General features: G+C 68.4%; 17 protein-coding genes. 8 read left to right on the plus strand and 9 right to left on the minus strand.

What is annotated here, in order from left to right; translation table 11 throughout:
• Window positions 1-279 precede the first annotated feature (279 nt).
• Entirely contained in the window at window positions 280-744 is a 465-nt protein-coding gene (locus HH310_RS01140; RefSeq protein WP_169173465.1) for a nuclear transport factor 2 family protein, read from the plus strand.
• A 10-nt stretch (window positions 745-754) separates the two neighbouring features.
• On the opposite strand, the gene HH310_RS01145 is transcribed toward HH310_RS01140, so the two are convergent.
• Window positions 755-1,360, minus strand: coding sequence for a TetR/AcrR family transcriptional regulator (locus HH310_RS01145; protein WP_169173466.1), 606 nt, complete (start codon window positions 1,358-1,360; stop codon window positions 755-757).
• A 93-nt stretch (window positions 1,361-1,453) separates the two neighbouring features.
• On the opposite strand from HH310_RS01145, the gene HH310_RS01150 reads away from it, so the two are divergent.
• Both HH310_RS01150 and HH310_RS01155 read left to right on the plus strand, forming a co-directional pair.
• On the plus strand, window positions 1,454-2,293 hold the full coding sequence (locus HH310_RS01150; protein ID WP_169173467.1) for an alpha/beta fold hydrolase: 840 nt from the start codon (window positions 1,454-1,456) through the stop codon (window positions 2,291-2,293).
• A 92-nt stretch (window positions 2,294-2,385) separates the two neighbouring features.
• Window positions 2,386-3,471 carry an SAM-dependent methyltransferase gene (locus HH310_RS01155; protein ID WP_312033738.1) on the plus strand — a complete coding sequence of 362 codons (1,086 nt, stop codon included), beginning with the start codon at window positions 2,386-2,388 and terminating at the stop codon, window positions 3,469-3,471.
• Here the strand turns inward: HH310_RS01155 and HH310_RS01160 are convergent.
• Window positions 3,468-4,136, minus strand: coding sequence for a M15 family metallopeptidase (locus HH310_RS01160; protein WP_169173468.1), 669 nt, complete (start codon window positions 4,134-4,136; stop codon window positions 3,468-3,470). The two genes, HH310_RS01155 and HH310_RS01160, sit on opposite strands and share 4 nt — an antisense overlap.
• Window positions 4,137-4,232: 96 nt before the next feature.
• Here HH310_RS01160 and HH310_RS01165 point away from each other — a divergent pair, with 96 nt between their 5' ends.
• From HH310_RS01165 to HH310_RS01180, 4 genes are all read left to right on the plus strand, one after another.
• Entirely contained in the window at window positions 4,233-5,114 is an 882-nt protein-coding gene (locus tag HH310_RS01165) for a PHB depolymerase family esterase (protein ID WP_211191601.1), read from the plus strand.
• A 73-nt stretch (window positions 5,115-5,187) separates the two neighbouring features.
• Window positions 5,188-5,772 (plus strand): methyltransferase domain-containing protein, encoded by a 585-nt coding sequence (locus tag HH310_RS01170; protein ID WP_169173469.1) that lies wholly within the window; start codon window positions 5,188-5,190, stop codon window positions 5,770-5,772.
• Between the two features lie 834 nt (window positions 5,773-6,606).
• Window positions 6,607-7,194 carry a hypothetical protein gene (locus HH310_RS01175; RefSeq protein WP_211191602.1) on the plus strand — a complete coding sequence of 196 codons (588 nt, stop codon included), beginning with the start codon at window positions 6,607-6,609 and terminating at the stop codon, window positions 7,192-7,194.
• Window positions 7,195-7,337: 143 nt separating this feature from the next.
• On the plus strand, window positions 7,338-8,453 hold the full coding sequence (locus HH310_RS01180; RefSeq protein ID WP_169173471.1) for a helix-turn-helix domain-containing protein: 1,116 nt from the start codon (window positions 7,338-7,340) through the stop codon (window positions 8,451-8,453).
• A 185-nt stretch (window positions 8,454-8,638) separates the two neighbouring features.
• On the opposite strand, the gene HH310_RS01185 is transcribed toward HH310_RS01180, so the two are convergent.
• From HH310_RS01185 to HH310_RS01210, 6 genes are all read right to left on the minus strand, one after another.
• A complete protein-coding gene (locus HH310_RS01185; protein WP_169173472.1) occupies window positions 8,639-10,255 on the minus strand; it encodes a phospholipase C in 1,617 nt (538 codons plus the stop codon).
• 143 nt (window positions 10,256-10,398) lie between these two features.
• Complete coding sequence (efeB, locus tag HH310_RS01190) at window positions 10,399-11,553, minus strand: iron uptake transporter deferrochelatase/peroxidase subunit (RefSeq protein WP_169173473.1); 1,155 nt, start codon at window positions 11,551-11,553, stop codon at window positions 10,399-10,401.
• Complete coding sequence (locus HH310_RS45185; protein ID WP_169173474.1) at window positions 11,550-12,578, minus strand: EfeM/EfeO family lipoprotein; 1,029 nt, start codon at window positions 12,576-12,578, stop codon at window positions 11,550-11,552. Before HH310_RS45185 ends, efeB begins: the two co-directional genes overlap by 4 nt.
• Before the next feature lie 202 nt (window positions 12,579-12,780).
• Complete coding sequence (locus HH310_RS01200) at window positions 12,781-13,431, minus strand: DNA-3-methyladenine glycosylase (protein WP_169173475.1); 651 nt, start codon at window positions 13,429-13,431, stop codon at window positions 12,781-12,783.
• A gap of 13 nt (window positions 13,432-13,444) precedes the next feature.
• Entirely contained in the window at window positions 13,445-13,960 is a 516-nt protein-coding gene (locus tag HH310_RS01205; protein WP_169173476.1) for a nitroreductase family protein, read from the minus strand.
• A gap of 113 nt (window positions 13,961-14,073) precedes the next feature.
• A complete protein-coding gene (locus HH310_RS01210; protein WP_169173477.1) occupies window positions 14,074-14,727 on the minus strand; it encodes a DsbA family protein in 654 nt (217 codons plus the stop codon).
• A 201-nt stretch (window positions 14,728-14,928) separates the two neighbouring features.
• Between HH310_RS01210 and HH310_RS01215 the strand changes: the two genes are divergently transcribed.
• On the plus strand, window positions 14,929-15,429 hold the full coding sequence (locus HH310_RS01215; protein WP_211191603.1) for a TetR/AcrR family transcriptional regulator: 501 nt from the start codon (window positions 14,929-14,931) through the stop codon (window positions 15,427-15,429).
• Window positions 15,430-15,598: 169 nt separating this feature from the next.
• Here the strand turns inward: HH310_RS01215 and HH310_RS01220 are convergent, their stop codons facing one another.
• Complete coding sequence (locus HH310_RS01220) at window positions 15,599-16,027, minus strand: hypothetical protein (RefSeq protein WP_169173479.1); 429 nt, start codon at window positions 16,025-16,027, stop codon at window positions 15,599-15,601.
• Window positions 16,028-16,582: the final 555 nt, after the last annotated feature.

Raw genomic sequence — 16,582 nt, forward strand, 5'->3', positions numbered from 1 at the left:
TGTGGAAATGTGCCATGCCACCCGTTAGGCAGCGTGTCGTGTCGAAAACGATCTTGGTGAGCGAAGGCTATCGTCACTAACGGTAATCGCACGATGTTCTCCCTGATACCGGCCGCCGAGGCGTGAAGTCGCCTCATGGTTCGCGCTTCGCGCAAAGCGCCCACTCGGCGCAACGGGCACTTTTCGGCGTGACTCGGTTCGCGCCGGGAACAAGTTTCCGGTAAATGCGCACGGGTAGTTCGTCGTCATCCCGGTGCCATAGCGAAAGGAACGAGTCCGATGACCGAAGAATCCCGCCCACCGTTACCGCCCTACGATCTGACGACCGCTCTGCAGAAGGTGCAAGCCGCCGAGGACGCGTGGAACACCCGCGACCCGGAAAAGGTCGCGATGGCCTACACGCCCGACTCGGATTGGCGTAACCGGGGCCTGCACTTCGTCGGCCGCCCGGCGATCATCGAATTCCTCACCGCCAAGTGGAAGCGCGAGCAGGATTACGCCCTCCGTAAGGGCCTGTGGTCATTCGAGGGGAACCGCATCGCGGTCCGCTTCCAGTACGAAAGCCACGACGAGGAGGGGCGGTGGTGGCGCAGCTACGGCAACGAGCTGTGGGAGTTCGCCCCGAACGGGCTCATGCGGCGCCGCGAGGCATCCATCAACGACCGCGCGATCGACGAGTCCGAGCGCCGCATCTTCGGGCCGCGGACCGAGGCCGACCGCGGCGTCGACTTCCCGCTCTGGTAAACGGGCCGACTCAGCCCGCGCGAACGGCGGTCTTCCCGGTGAGTCGCTGCAGTGCGGCGTCGATCACCGGGCTCAGCCGCAGTGGATCCCGGTCGGCCTTGACCACCACCTGCAAGCCCTGCAGCAGGGTCATCAGCATCATCGCCTCGGTGGCCACGTCGGTGTCGCCGGGGATCTCGCCGCGTCGCGCCGCGGCCTGCAGACCCTGCCGGAAACCGTCCTCGACCAGCGACAGGATCTCCCGGATGATCCGGGCGGCCGCCTCGTCGTGGGGCAACCGCTCGCCGACCGTGTTGACGGCGATGCAGCCGCGCGGCACGTCCTCGTCCGCGGCGGCCTGAAGATAGTCGATGAGGACCTCGCGGATGCGGGGCACGATCGGGCCGCCGCTCAGCAGTGTCGGCGCCAGCCGGCGGGTGTGCGTGTCGCGGTAGTGCTCCAGCGCCCGCAGGAAGAGCGTGTGCTTGTCGGCGAAGGTGCGGTAGAGGCTGCCGGGATGCACGCCCAGGTGGGCGGTGAGCACGCTCATCGAGGTCGCCTCGTAGCCGTTGGTCCAGAAGAACTGCATCGCGCGCTCCAGGACGTCGGCCTCACTGAATCCCCGGGGTCTGGCCACGGAGACGATGCTAACACCATTGCGAACGCGCGTTCACATACCTGCTAGCGTTGCGCCCGCCATTGAGAACGCACATTCACAAACGGGGGTTCGATGCTCACCGGGTTCGAGGACGGCTACGCCGAGGTCAACGGCACGGTCCTGCACTACGTCAGCGGCGGTCACGGAAAACCGCTGGTACTGCTGCCGGGCTGGCCGATGACGTGGTGGGAGTACCACAAGGTGATGCCCGCGCTCGCCCGGCGGCATCGCGTGATCGCCGTCGACCTGCGCGGCATGGGTGACTCCGGCAAACCCGCGACCGGGTACGACAAGAAGACGATGGCCGCCGACATCGCGGGACTGGTCCGCGCGCTGGGCTACGACCGGGTCGACATCGCCGGCAACGACATCGGCGCGATGGTGGCGTTCAGCTTCGCGGTCAACCACCCCGAGCTGACCCGCAGGCTGGCGATGATCGAGGTGCCCCACCCGGACACCTTCTTCTACCAGTTCACCGTGCTCCCCCAGCCCGGCCAGCCGCACCTGTGGTGGTTCGCCTTCAACCAGGTGGAGCACCTGCCCGAGGCCTTGCTGCAAGGCCGGGCCCGGCTGCTCATCGACTGGTGCGCCGACCAGATGAGCCGGGATCCGGCGGCGGTCGACGAGAACAGCCGCGCGATCTATGCCGCCGCGTACGACCAGCCCGGCGCGATCCGCGCCGCGAACGGCTGGTATCAGGCGTTCCCGCAGGACATCGAAGACATGCAGACCTACGGCGAACTCACCATGCCGGTCCTGGCGCTGGGTGGTCTCTATTACCCCGCGATGCCGGCCGCCCTGAAGGGCAAGGCGAGCCGCCTCCAGTTGCTGGAGATCCCGGACGCCGGCCACTACCTGGCCCAGGAACGGCCCCACGAGGTGGCCGAAGCACTCACCAATTTCTTCGAATAATCGCGTGACCGGCCGAAGACTCCTGGTCGACATTGATCGTGCACAATGGTTTGATCTCCGTTGCCAACCTTTCGTCGGGACGGGGTGACACCGTGAGCCAGGCCCTTCAGGAGATCAGCAGCGACCCGAGCTATCGGCTGGTGCTGGAGCTTCTCGCGGAAGGGCCCCGGTCGTACACCGGCATCAGATCGACGCTCCTGGCGCACGACCCGGCACCGAGCGAAGGCGAGATCGACGCCGTCCTGCGCAAGCTCGCCAGCCTCGGCCTCGTCCGCAAGGGTCCGCAGTGGACACTTGCCGACGCCGGCACGACGGCGCTGCGCGAGCTCGACTATCTCGACCGGCTGCCGGCCGCCGCCGGCGCCGGGCTGGCGGCCCGGGTCGCGCAGCTCAATCCCGGCGTCGCGCACCCGGCCCGCCGCTACGACTACTGGCTCGGCGGCAAGGACAACTTCGCCGCCGACCGATTATCCGCCGAGGAGTTCGAGCGCCTCGTCCCCGGTTTACGGGCCGGCGTGCGATCCAACCGCGACGTGCTGCGCCGCATCGTCCGGCACCTGGCCGCCGAGGAGGGGATCCGGCAGTTCCTCGACATCGGGACCGGCCTGCCGACGGCGGACAACACGCACGAGGTCGCCCAGGCGGTCGCGCCCGCCAGCCGGGTCGTCTACGTCGATAACGATCCGCTGGTGCTGGCCCACGCCCGCGCCCTGCTCACCAGCTCGCCCCAGGGCCGGACCGCCTACATCGACGCCGACCTGCGGGAACCGGGCACCATTCTGGGCAGCCCGGAACTTCGTGACACCCTCGACCTCGCCCAGCCGATCGCCTTGCTGCTGATCGCGGTGCTGCACTTCATCCCCGGCGACGGCGTCGTCCAGCCGCTCGTGGCGGAACTGGTGGACGTGCTGCCGGCCGGCAGCTTCGTGGCGATCACCCACCTCACCGGCGACTTCCTGCCGCCGCCGGTCGTGCAGCGGCACGAGGAGATGCAGCGGTCCGGCCGCTCGGACTTCTGGATGCGCGGCAAGGCCGAGGTGACCGGCCTGTTCGACGGCCTCGACCTGCTCGAGCCGGGCGTCGTCCCGCCGACGAAGTGGCGCCCCGACGCGGACACCCCGGACTACGACCTCGACGTGGTCAACGGCTGGGTGGGCGTCGCCCGCAAGGACGCCTAGACCGGGAACTCGAAGTGCTGGTAGTCGTGCGGTGAGGTCCAGTCGCCGCCCCACGTGAAGCCGTGCGCCGTGAACGCCTTCCAGACCAGGTCGCCGTGCACGATCATGCCGGGGCGGACGTCGCCGCGATCCAGGTACGCCGAGCCGGCCGGCGGCAGCACCGTACCGCCCTTGACGTACGGGTTCTCGACGGTGTTGATGTCGATAGCCTTGCCGTACGAATGCACCGAGAAGCCGGCGGTCGACCCGGTAATGGGCCGGCAGTTGAACGCCGAGGTGTTGTCGTCGGCCATCGACGCGTCGTCGCTGCCGCCGTAGAAGTCGACGCGGCGCATCTTGTTGATCGGGAAACGCGCCTGGTACATGGTGTGGAACACGTCCACCACGCTGCGCGCGACATCCTTGTGGACGACGATCTCGCCCTGATGCCGGCGCTTGTCGAAGCCCCAGTAGGTCAGCTCGACCCGGCGCAGGTCGGCGATCGCCACCGGGCAGCCCTCCTTCCAGGAGACCCCGGTCATGTCGGCGGCCGTTCGCGCGTCGACGGTCCGGACCGAAGCCCGGTAGCCGTCGGTGCGGCAGGCGGCCGAGGCGGCCGTGGCGGATCCGGCAAGGAGCGCACCGACCAGAGCCGGTACGGCCCACCACATACGGGCAATACTCATAGATCGTCATCTTGCCACATTTGGTGGATCTTTTCGGTGGGTCGGACAATTTCGGTTCCGTTGACAACGCGAAGCGGCAATGTCGACAGTGGATCGATGAAACGAGCACTCCTTCTCGTATTGATACTGGCCGTCTCCGCGTGCGGCGCCTCCGAAGAACCGGCCACCCCGGCGGCGTCGCAGACCCCGGCGGCGTCGCCCACCCCGCAGGTGCGGCCGGCACCCGGCACGCACCAGCTTTCGGTGAACTCCGGTGGGCAGCGCCGGACGTTCCTGCTGCACGCCCCGCCCGGCTATCAGCCCGGCCAGCGGCTGCCGCTCGTAGTCGCGCTGCACTTCTTCCCCGGCGACGGGACGGGCATGCAACAACTGACCGGCCTGGACGCGCTGGCCGACAAGGAGAACTTCCTGGTGGCGTACCCGGACGGTCTGAATGCGGGTTTCAACGCGCTGATCTGCTGCGGCACCGAGGACGACGTCGCATTCGTCACCGCCGTGGTCGAGCACGCGCGCACGACCTGGAACGCCGACCCCGAGCGCGTGTACGCCACCGGCATCTCCAACGGCGCGGACATGAGCTTCAAGCTGGCGGTCGAGGCGTCCGAGACGTTCGCGGCGGTCGGGGTGATCAGCGGCGGCTTCGCCGGTCCGAACGCGGCCAAGCCCGACTACCGGCCCACCACCCCGGTCTCGGTTCTCACCATCGTCGGGCGCAACGACATGTATTTCGACGCCTTCCAGGAGGGCCTCGCCACCTGGCGCGAGAAGCTCAAGTGCACCGAGGGCGCCAAGCAGGCCAAGCCTCTCTATACCCACACGGTCGCCCGGTGCGGCGACGGGAGCGTCCTGGAGGCGTACCTGATGTCGGACATGGGGCACAGCTGGCCGGGAGCGCCGAAAGGGCAGCTGGCCGACCCGGACGCCGGCCTGACCGCCACCGAGGTGATCTGGAGGTTCTTCGAGGCCCATCACCGGTGAGGCGACTCACCGTCGCCGGACTGAACATCTGACGCGCTGAGGCGTTCAGGAGTGTGTCAGAAAGGCAACGCGAGTGAGTCAGACTTCCTTGCTGTCGGAATTCGTGCGCCACCCGCGGGAAGTCGGGGCGGTCGCTCCCAGCGGCACCACGCTGACCGCGCAGGCGGTCGCCCCGATCCCTCGGACCGGCGACCCGGTCGTGGTCGAGCTCGGCCCGGGAACCGGCTCGTTCACCGCCGCCATCCAGCGCCGCCTGGCCGGCCGCGGCCGGCATATCGCCGTCGAGATCAACCCCCGGATGGCCGATCTGCTGGCCCGGCGTTTTCCGGGCGTCGAGGTGATCACTGCCGACGCCGTACGCCTCGACGAGCTCCTCGCCGAACACGGCGCGCAGCACGCGGACGTCATCGTCAGCGGCCTGCCGTGGTCGGTCTTCCCGCAGGCCCGCCAGCGCGACGTGCTGGACGCCGCGGTCCGGTCGCTGGCCGTGGACGGCGCCTTCACCACGTTCGCGTACGTCCATATGTTGTGGTCCGCCCCGGCCCGCCGGTTGCGCAGGTCACTCGAGGAGCGGTTCGACGAGGTTCTCGTTGGCCGCACGGTCTGGGCGAACGTGCCGCCGGCGCTGGTGTATTACTGCCGGCGTCCGTCCGCCTGACCGGTCCGCCCCGGACCAGAAGGCGCCGACGTTGTGCGGCTCTCTTGTGCCGCGCGGCTGCGGCTTTCTTGTGCTTTGTGGGTTGGGCTTTCGCACGCTGTGACGGTGGGGGGCCGAGGGTGCCCCATCACGGCTTGGTGGACCGCTTTTATGCCGTGATGGGGCACCCTCGGCCCCCCACCTCGCGTGGTGTCCCGCGCCAGCCGAGCGTTGGCTTACTCGCTTCTGGTTGCACGGTCGGGCTGGCCGGGTCCCCTTGCGCTGAATGATCCGGCTGCCGCGCTGTGGTCGCCGTTTTGCCTTTCGCTTTCAGCGGGCGGATCTGGGTGCCGGTCAAGCGAGCGAACCGTGCCGCCTTGCGCTCAGCACCTCACGCCTGGGCGTTGGGTCACCCACCGGTAGCTGCATGTCCGGCCCTGGCCTCCACCACCAGCTCGGCAGCTCCCCACCCGGGCCTCTCGCCTTCGGCCTCTCGCCTTCGGCCAGCCGCAAGCCGGCCCAGCGGCTCGCCGCGGATCAGCCAGGGTGCGGGCGGGCGCGGGACGGGCATGGCGCATCCTCTCGTGGTTCGCACTGAAGGATGCATATCAATGGATGTCAGTATCGCGCATCCGCGAGCGATGGCGGCGCGGCTGATTTCAGATTTGTCGGCATAAATGCCCACTAACGGCACTGACCGTCACCCATGGCCGTCTGCGCTAAACCGTTGGCTGAGTCACTCTAATAGATGCCTGCAATGACTGGACACCGCTCTTCCCGCGATGCAGTGTGAAAAATAAGCTACTACCAGGTAGGTGTACGGTGTCGACTTTTGCAGCTTCATCGTTCGTTCCGGTGGTTCTTGGCTTTTTCGGACTCGGGGTCGGATATCTGATCTACGGTCCGCAAGAACTGTTCGGCTATCCCAAGCGCGACGTACGCGTGGACCGCGCTAATGGTGTCTGGGGAATCTGGATGCCCGGGTTCTGCCAGTTCCTGGTCGGTGTCTACTTATTCGTAGGACTGACCTGGTTCCAGGTGTTCAGCGACAAGGCGCTCTACATGGCCGCGCTGGCGTTCAGTGCGTACGGCATCCACTGGTTCGCGCTGGGCTGGAACCGTTTCCAGCAGGCCGACGCGCGGCCCAACGGATTCATGTCCATCCCGTTCGTCATCGTCTCGGTGCTCGGCCTCACGGTGTTCTTCATGGCCGGGGCATGGCCGGTCGGTGTGCTGTTCAGCGGCCTGGCCGTGGTGTACGTCGCCGAGTTCTTCGCCAGCTTCAAGCTCGGCGTGCGGGTGGGCCCGGACGGGGAGGAATCCGTCAATCTCGGCGAGAAGGCTCTGGGCCTGGCGCACACGCTCGTCGGCCTGTGGCTGATGTACCTCACCTTCTCCACCACGCTGAACATTGCCTCGGGCTATCACCTGCCGGGCGGCTGAGCGCGGCCGGGAGAATGCGTCACGGCCGGGCCGGCAGGCCCGGCCATCCGGCTTTTCCGACGGCCTGAAGTGCCCGGTTCATCGCGGCACAGGTGGCGTTTTTCACCGCGGACAACGGCCGGCCGTTCAGTAGTCTCGCGCGGGTGAATGGCTCGAATCTCGTCGACCGCGTCTGCGCGGAGCTGCTGTTCGACGTCGACGATCTGGCGGCGGACGCGGTCGCTCGCATTCGGCGCGAGTTCCCGGAATATGCCGTCCTCGACAATGCGGAACACACCGTGACCGCGGCGTACGAGATGCGAAAAATCATCGGCGCGTTTCGCGAGCATCGACGGCCCGCACCGATCGACGTCCGGCCGGTGACCGCACGCGGGCTGGAGCGCGCCGCCGAGGGCATCCCGATCGAGACGATGATCGGCGGGTACGACACCGGGTTCGACGTCCTGTGGAGCAGCCTGCGGGACCGGGTCGTCGCCCGCGAGCCGGCCGGGGAGGCCGATCTCGTACCGGTCGTCACCATCATGCTGGCCTGGTCGCGCCGCATCACGGCGGCGATCGGCGAAGGGTACGCGTCGGCGACGGCGCGCACCGACCGGGAGGAGAACGCCCGCGCCTTCGTGCATGGCCTCGCCCACGGCGGCGCTGGTTCCGAGGCGGTCGAGTCGGCCGCGCGGACGCTCGGTTTCGCCCCGGCCGGCACGTTCCAGGTCATCTGCGCGTCGGCCGACGGCTGGACGTCGCAGGCGCTGCGGGACCTGCGCCGGGCGCTGCCGAAGCCGGCCGCGGTGGTCGTCCTCGCGGGTGTGCTGACGGTGACCGTGCAGGGCATCTCGGTCGCCACGGCTCTGGCGTTGCTCGGCGAGCACACGGTCGCCGGGGTGGGCCTGCCGCGGGCCGGGCTGGCCGGGGCCGCGGACAGCCTCACCGACGCGGAACGGGCCCTCACGCTGGCCCACCGGCGGGGCACCGCCGTCCATTTCGAGAAGGACTGGTTGCTCGCGACCCTGCTACCGCATGCCCAGCGGCTGGCACCCCTGACGCACACCGACGCGGGCGAGGACTTTCCGCACCTCGCCGACGCCGTACGGGCGTACGCGGGCAATAATTTCTCGATCGCGGCGAGTGCCGAGAGCCTCGACCTTGCCGCGAACACCGTCAAATATCGGCTGGCGCGCTGGCAGGAGATCACCGGCTGGGATCCGCGCACGCTGGACGGCCTGATGCGGTCGCTGATCAGCTTGGCCGAACGCGACTGCTAGCCGCGGGCGGTAGCGTGCGGGTCGGACGTGCATTCGCCGCAGTGGATGATCCCCTCAGGTCGTATCCCCCTTTCCCCGACCGTGCGAGCCGGAATTCGAATACGACAGACAATGCGTCGCGCGACACGTATCAAGCGGCGGCGCCGCCCTGGATGGGCGACGCCGCCGGCGAGGGAGAAAGGCTTTTACTTCTTGACGGCGCCGGTCGTCTCGTTGAGCAGCAGCGGCTTGGTGTTCGGCTTGCCCTTGAAGTTGAGCATGCCGTCCAGCGAGCCGGCGCGGCTGTCGAACGAGTAGTCGCCGATGCGGCCCAGGCCCCAGTTGTCCTCGACGAACTTCAGGATCGAGGTCTGGTCGGTCAGGGTGTGGTCGACGTGGTTGGTCTTCGCCCACGGGCTGACGACCAGAAGCGGGGTGCGCGGACCGTAGCCGCACCGGTCGGCGTATCCGCCGTCGGACGACTTGGTCTGGCACTGGGCCTGGTCGGTGGCCGCGTCGTGCGAGCCGTTGACCACCTTCGGGCCGACGTGGTCATACCAGCCGTCCGAGTCGTCGTACGCGATGACGACGGCGGTGGACTGCCAGTCCTTGGACTTCTGCAGTTCGTTGATCGTGTGCACGATGAACGCCTGCTCGTCCAGCGGGTCGGAGTAGCCCGCGTGACCGTCCTGGTACTCGCCGGCCTTGAGGTAGCTCACGGCCGGCAGGTTGTTGGCCTTGACCGCGGCGTCGAAATCGGTCAGGTCGTAGTTGTGGTTCGCCTGGTCGGTGTGCCCGATGTTCTTCACCGACGACGGCGGCAGGTGCTTCGGGTTGCTGGTCGACTCGTAGTACGAGAACGGGTTGTGGTGCGGGCTGTAGTCCACCACCGAGTTGCCGCCCACGTTCTGGTGCGTCGCCCCGCAGACCTCGTAGCCGTTGGCCTTACCGGTCGGCTTGAAGCCGCCCTGGAACCAGCCCCAGGTCAGACCGGCGTCGTTGAGCTTGTCGCCGATGTTCTTCCCGGTCATCACGGCCAGCGCGTTGGTACTGGTGTGGTTGGTGTCCGAGCAGTCGTCGAAGGCCGGGTCCGGATCGTTGATGACGGTGCCGACACCCTTGGCGTTGGGCGACGCGACGGTGTACGCGTCGGTCACCTTCTTACCGGTCTTCGAGTCGACGGCGTACACACCGTGGGTCTGACCCGAGACCAGGTTCAGCGCACCCGGCGTCGACGGCCCGTAGTTCGTGTCGTACGAGTTGTCGTTCAGCGAGTAGTGCTGGGCGTAGTTCCAGAGCCCGGTGACCGTGTTGCCGTCGTAGTAGTCCATCACCAGACCAGGCTCACCGAAGATGACCGGGGCGCCGGTGCAGGTGTCGTGCCCGGTGAACTCGACGAACTTGTCCGCCTTGCCGCCGTCGTACGCCTTCTGCTCGTTGGCATACCCGTGGTCCTGGTCGCAGGTCAGCGCCTGCTCGTGGGTGAGCCGGCTCGGGTCGTACGCGTTCGGGTTCTTGGTCAGCAGCGACTTCGAGAGCCCGTTGACCGACGGCGTGCCCTTGGCCGCCTTGAACGTGGTGCCGTCCGTGTTCGCGGCCTTCGGGTACGTGCCGAAGTAGTGGTCGAACGAGATGTTCTCGTCGAAGATGACCACCATGTGCTGAATCGGCGTGCGTGCCTGCGGGACCTTCGGGGCCTTGTGGTGGGCATCCTGCCCGGCGAAGGCCGGTGTCGCGGCCGCCGCTCCGGCCGCGAGGACCAGGGCGGCCGCGACCGCCCCGATCTTCGTCGTGCGATTCCAGGAGATGGGTGGTAAACCCATGCTCGCCTCCCTGTCAGTGAAACTGTGCGGCAGGGACTCTCGTCGCCGGCCATCGCAGTTCACCACCGTCGAGGCGGCACCGAGCAAAAACCTGAATGAATCGATTGTGACGTGAAGTAAGGCAGATCCTAAGTATTCGATTGCTAGTTAAATAGATATGACCCTAAATAATCGTTCGCGTCGCGCACGCCGGGCAGCGCCAGGAAGTAGCCGCCGCCGACCGGCTGGATGTAGTCGACCAGCGGCTCCCCTGCCAGCCGGCGCTGGATCTCGGCGAATTGCTTGTCCGGGTCCCGCTGGAAACAGACGAATACCAATCCCTGGTCCAGGTCGCCGACCGGGTCCACGCCTTTGTCGTAGTTGTACGGACGGCGCAGGATGCGACTCGGCTCCGATTGCGGCGTCCGGGGATTGGCCCGCCGGATGTGCGCGGTCAGCGGGATCGCCTCACCGACCGGGTCGGCCGCGAAGTCCGGGGTGTCCTTCTCGTGGTTGCCGTCCAGCGGCGCCCCGGTGTCGCGGCGGCGGCCGAACATCCGCTCCTGCTCCACCATGCTGACCCGGTCCCAGAACTCGACAAGCATCCGGATGATGCGGATGACCTGGTACGAGCTCCCGTCCGGCAACCACACGAACCGGTCCATCTGCGCGGCATCGGTGATGTCCAGATTGGACGTGCCGTCCCGGAAGCCCATCAGGTTGCGCGGCGTGCCCTCCGGCCGCGGCGGCGAGACGAAACCGTCGGCCCGCCACCGGATCTGCATGCCGCCGCGGGTGTGCCGGGCGATGTCGCGCAGCGCGTGCACCACCGTGTCTCGATTGTCGGCGCACAGCTGAAGCGAGATGTCGCCGTGCGTGCGGGCCGGGTCGAGGTGGTCGTCCGGGAAGGCCGGCATCGCGGTCAGCGCCGCGGGCTTGCGCGCGGCCAGGCCGTACCGGTCGTCGAACAGGGACGCGCCGACGCCGAGCGTGACGGTCAGGTTGTCGCCCGGCACGGACGGGCCGACCACGCCGGAGTCGCTGGGCGGCCCGGCGATGCCGATCTCGGGCGGGGTGCCGCCGGTGGTCAGGAAACGGGCCCGGTCGGTGATCGTGCGCAGCAGCTCGCCCAGGTCCTGGCGGTTGTCCGCGAGCACGTCGAACGCGACGTGGGTGGCCTGCGCCTGCGGCGGCGTGACGATCCCGGCCTGGTGGATCCCGTGGAACGCCGGCGTCTGCTTCAGCAGACCACCGCCGATGGCCACGCTGGCCGCGCCGGCTCCTAGACCGCGCAGGAAATCGCGGCGGTTGCTGCTCACTGTGTCCTCCGTACCTCGCCGATCGCGGCGATCGGGGCGAGATCTTCCAGCAACTGGCCGAGCGTGCCGTCCAGCTTCTCGCGGTCGTACACCGAAAGGCTCTGCACCGGCTTCCACGTGCCGGCTTTGTGCTGGGCGTCGACCAGCTTCTGCAGTGTGGACAGTTCGTCGAGGACCGCCGGCCAGGCCGGGAACCGCGGCTGGATCTCGGGCTGGATCGCGTCCAGCACCATCCGGGTGCCGTCCAGATTGGCCGACATGACCGCGAGCTCCGCGTGCGCGCCCTCGTCCTCGGCGCCGCTCAGCTCGAACTGCAGCGTGTTCTCGAGGATCTCGTGCGAGCGCAGCGGCAGGTCGTTGGGGTCGGTGCGCTCGGTGCCGAAGTCGTGCCGCAAGCCGGCCACGTCACCGGACAGCTTCGCCGCGAGCGATCCGAGCGCGGGCAGCGACTCGCCGTGCCACAGCCCAAACTCGATCCGGCGCAGACCAGCCCAATCCTTGTCCCGTACGCCTGCGGGCAGTCCGTCCGGGGTGCCGTCGATCGCGTCCGCCGCATCACCGAACGTGTCGTACGCCGCCCCAAGCCGGTTGTAGTCCATCTGTGCGACCAGCCAGGCCTGCTCGGATCGGTGCCGGTCTCCCGAGGCCAGCGCCGTACGCAAGGTCGTGACGTCCGCGGCGAGGGTGGTGATGCCGCCGCTCACGTGCGCACGGTAGGTCTTCACCGCCGGGGCCAGGTCGGTCTCCGAGACCGGGGCGATCGCTTTCGCGCCGGTGGCCGGTCCGTTCTTGATGGTCACGCTTGGTCCGGTCTCCACGTCGGCGCCGTCCGGCAGGCACGTGAACGCGTACGTGCCGTTGCCGAGCACCAGATGGAACGGCCGGATGGTGCCGGGCGCCAGCGACTCGATCTCGGCGTAGATCCCGTGCGAGGCCGGGTCGACCAGCTGGACCTCCATCGTCACAGAATCGGTGTTGTGCACCTGGATGGTCTGGTCACCGCCGGTCGGCTTGGCCCAGCCCACGCCGCAATGGCCTCGCGCGACTTCGACCCCGGGCGGTTGGGGGGCCGATGTACACGCGGCTGCGGCGGCGAGCGTGAGGGCCGCCGCCACGGCTAATCGTCCGGCTCGTGGCATTTCCTTGGCTCCTCATGGCGCAAACGCAGTGAGACAGCCGGAAGGATAGAACGGCGCCGGACACCGTCCGGGGCTCAGCGGGAAGGGTTCATTTTCCGGTCACCACGCGTTCGGCTACCCGCTGCTGGCGCAGGAAGACGGCTTCCTGGCAGTACCGGGCGACGACCGAGCGGTACGGACGGAAACGGTCGCCCAGCGGCTCGAGCTCCCTGGCCGTCGGGCGCGGGGCGATCTGCCAGGTCAGCGCGTAGCCGGCGCGCACGTCCAGGTCGCCGACCGGCCAGACGTCGAGGCGGCGCAGGCAGTGCATGAGGTACATCTCGGCACTCCACCGCCCGATGCCCCGGACGGTGATCAGCCGGTCGATGATCTCCTCGTCGCTCAGGTGGGACGCCGGGTTGACGTCGACCGTACCGTCGAGCACCTTGGCGGACAGATCCCGTACCGAAGCGATTTTGTTGCGGGAGAAGCCGGCCGTGCGCAACACCTCGTCGGACGTCGCGACGAAGCCCTCCGGCGTGAACGAACCGCCGAGGGCGGCCGCCGCGCGGGCCATGATGGCTCGGGCGGCGGCGGCCGAGATCTGCTGCGAGATGATCGAGCGGACGAGCATGCCGAACGGCCCATCCGGGAAAAGCGGGAGATATCGGATGGGCCCGACTTGGGCGATGAGCCCGGCCAGCACCGGGTCGCGGGCGGCGACCTCCCGGATCGCGCTGCTCAGCGACGTCCTCGGCACCGCTCCACCATAACTACCAGCGTTCGCGGTGCACGACCTGCTCAAACGGGCGGCGGCTGGGGTGCACGACGGGGCGCAGCGGCCGATCGGCGGGATAACCGATGCCGATCATGTACGCCACGTCGTGCGTGTCCGGGATGCCGAGGATCTCGCGGGCCTTGACCTGGTCGCCGACCGACGAGTGCCCGGTGCCGATGCCCAGATCCGCGGCGGCGAGCATCATGGCGTACGTCGCCTGGCCCAGGTCGTACGCGTCGGTCGCCCGGGTGCGCTGGTCGTCGGTCGCGGGCAGGACCAGCGCGATCGCGGCCGCCGCACCGGCGATGTGGCCCGCGTGGTTCCAGACCGTCGCCAGCTCCCCGAGACTGTCACGGTCGGTGACGACGACGAAATCCCAGTGCTGGCGGTTCGAGGACGACGGCGCGCGCCAGCCTGCCTCGGCGATCCGGGTCAGCTGTTCCTCGGACAGGGCCTGCCGGGTGTAATCACGTACGTTGCGCCGGGCCCTGATCGCGTCCCAAGTCTCCATCGGCTTCTCCGTCTTCGTCTGCTCCCGGCATCACACACAGCCCCGTCTGCGGGTCGCAGTAGCCGGCCGGTTCGGCCACGACCAATTGCAAGAGTGTCACCGGTTCGCGGGTTTCATCGTGTGGCATTCGTCTGCTCCCATGCCTGGTCGATGGCGGCGGCGTACTGGACCGTGCTGACGGCACCCGGAATGCCCAGCCGGTTGCCCAAAACGGTGAACGGGACGCCGCGCGCGCCGAGGCGGATGGCGGCATTATGGTCGGCGCGCACCTCGTCGGCGTAACGGTCGGTGGCGAGGACGTCGCGGATCTCGGCGCCGGGCAGGCCGAGCTCTTCGCCGAGGCGTACGAGCGTGGGGTGTTGGTAAATTCCGGCGTTGCCGCCGAACATCTCGGCCTGCATGGCACGCAGATAATCCCAGCCGAGCCCGTACGCGTTGCCGAGTTGCACGAGACGCAGCATGTCGAAGGTGTTCGCGAACAGGCGATCCATCTCGTACGGGAGGCCCTCGGCGGTGGCCAGACGCACCATGCCCTCCTCGATCTCGCGGGCCTTGGCGGTGGGGACGCCGAGCTTCTTCGCGAGCATCTCGAGCAGCGGGGTGCCGGTGGTGGGAGCGGTGGGGTCCAGCTCGAAAGTGTGAATTCGCAGGTCGATGTCGGCGGCGTGCGGGGACTTCCCGATCGCCACGCCTAAGCGCTGTTCGCCGAGGTAGCACCAGGGGCAGAGGACGTCCGCCCAGACGTCGATCGTCAGACGCGATCCCAATTCGGGGCCACCTTCCGGTAAGTTGAGTACCGCTCAGGAACGAAGCTAGCACTAAGTTGAGGGGGCCCTCAAGTTCTTCGGGACAGATCCGGCGGGAGCATGTTTGGGGGACGGGAGCATGACGGGGGCGGGAGCATGACGGGGACGCGGGCACCCAGGCGTGACGCGCGCGACAACGCGGCAAAATTGCGTTCGGCGGCGATGGAGCTGTTTCTGGCGAAGGGGCTGGACGCGTCGTTGTACGAGATCGCCAAGGGCGCGGGCGTCAGCATCGGCACCCTGTACAACCACTTCGGGTCGCGCGAGGGACTGATCGACGCGGTCATCCCCGGGGTCGTCGGAACGCGTCTGCAGGAGCTGGCCGCCTCGGCGACTTCACAGCCGACGCCGCGGGCACGGCTGGAAAGCTTCGTGCACGGCATGTTCAGCCTGCTGCGCGACGACCCGGCCCTGAACGACTCCGTGCTGCGGCGCTACCCGGAGGCTTCGGCACTCCTGGACATTTGCGCCACGTCGACCGATCTCGGGCGCACGTTGGTCCGGGAGGCGCATGCGGACGGGTCGCTGTCGCCGAACTTCACCGAGGACGACCTGGTCAGCCTGCTTTGGCTGGCCGGCACGGGCGGCCGCGAGCAGTCCGCCCCGCCCGGGTGGCGACGGATTTTGGAGCGCGCCCTGAGCTCGGCGTGGACGGCGCCGTAGTTCCAGCGGTCTCACGCGCGCGGGTCCAGCGGTCTCCCGCGCGCAGGTCCAGCGGTCCCCCGCGCACAGGTCCAGCGGTCCCCCGCGCGCAGGTCCAGCGGTCCCCCGCCCGTAGGTCCAGCGGTCTCGCGCCCGAGCCGGTCGCCTCACCGCATGGTCAAGCGGGCGCTCAGCCGCGTGCCAAGCTCGCCGCGGTACGGCGGTCATGCAGGAGCGCGAGCCCGGTGGCGGCGGCGCCCACCCCCTCCCACAGCGCCACCCCGAAGAATCGCGCCGGCGCGTCGCCCAGCAACACCAGCGTCGTGAACACGGTGAAGGTCAACAGCCGGAACCCCACCGTGAACCGGAAGAACGGCCGCCATTCGGTAGCAGCCGCGACGAGGTAGTAGACGCCCATGTTGAGCGACGCCATCGAGGACGCGGTCAGGAAGACGCGGGTGTAGTCGCCCGAAGCACGCGCGTGCGCCGGAACCACCTCAAAGCCGAGCAGGGCCAGCAGCGCCTCCGGCCGCACGACCCCGACGACGCCGAGCACGACGGCAATCACGCCGAAGACCACCATGCTCCATCCCACTGTGGTGCGCGGCAGCCCTTTCATCCGGCGGCATCCCATCGCACCACACCGGCTCCGACCAGCCCGACCCCAACCAGGCCAACCCCGACCAGACCAACCCCGACCAGACCAACCCCGACCAGCCCGACTCCAATCAGGCCAGCTCCAACCAGGCCAACCCCGACCAGCCCAACCCCGACCAGACCAACCCCGACCACGCCAACTCCGACGGCGCCGGCCCACCGAATGACACCGCCCCACCCTTGCCGCCCGCTCCTGGCTCGCCGCCAGCTCCGCCGTCCCACCCACTCCCCCTTCACCCAGGAAGAGATGATCATAGATGGGGACGGGAGGCGGTAAAGGCACCGAGATCTGTCAGCGCCGACATTGAAACCCGACCATGGCGAAGGCGGGCTCACACCACGGACCAGCGACAGTCGTGCAAACCACAATGGGGATCGGAAACCGCCACGGGCACCCTCTGCCCCGGCCACCGGCCACCGGCCACCGGCCACCGGCCACCGGCCACCGGCCACCGGCGAGCGTCAAGCGGCGACCAACGCGGCCGCCGAGATGACCAACGAGCCGTTGCACGATTGC

The sequence above is a fragment of the Actinoplanes sp. TBRC 11911 genome (assembly GCF_012933445.1).
GTDB lineage: Bacteria > Actinomycetota > Actinomycetes > Mycobacteriales > Micromonosporaceae > Actinoplanes.

Coding starts and splice junctions, on each gene's coding strand:
- HH310_RS01150 (WP_169173467.1), top strand. CDS start 1,454: ATGCTCACCGGGTTCGAGGACGGCTACGCCGAGGTCAACGGCACGGTC.
- HH310_RS01160 (WP_169173468.1), bottom strand. CDS start 4,136: ATGAGTATTGCCCGTATGTGGTGGGCCGTACCGGCTCTGGTCGGTGCG.
- HH310_RS01140 (WP_169173465.1), top strand. CDS start 280: ATGACCGAAGAATCCCGCCCACCGTTACCGCCCTACGATCTGACGACC.
- HH310_RS01215 (WP_211191603.1), top strand. CDS start 14,929: ATGGAGCTGTTTCTGGCGAAGGGGCTGGACGCGTCGTTGTACGAGATC.
- HH310_RS01205 (WP_169173476.1), bottom strand. CDS start 13,960: ATGGAGACTTGGGACGCGATCAGGGCCCGGCGCAACGTACGTGATTAC.
- HH310_RS01185 (WP_169173472.1), bottom strand. CDS start 10,255: ATGGGTTTACCACCCATCTCCTGGAATCGCACGACGAAGATCGGGGCG.
- HH310_RS01165 (WP_211191601.1), top strand. CDS start 4,233: ATGAAACGAGCACTCCTTCTCGTATTGATACTGGCCGTCTCCGCGTGC.
- HH310_RS01220 (WP_169173479.1), bottom strand. CDS start 16,027: ATGAAAGGGCTGCCGCGCACCACAGTGGGATGGAGCATGGTGGTCTTC.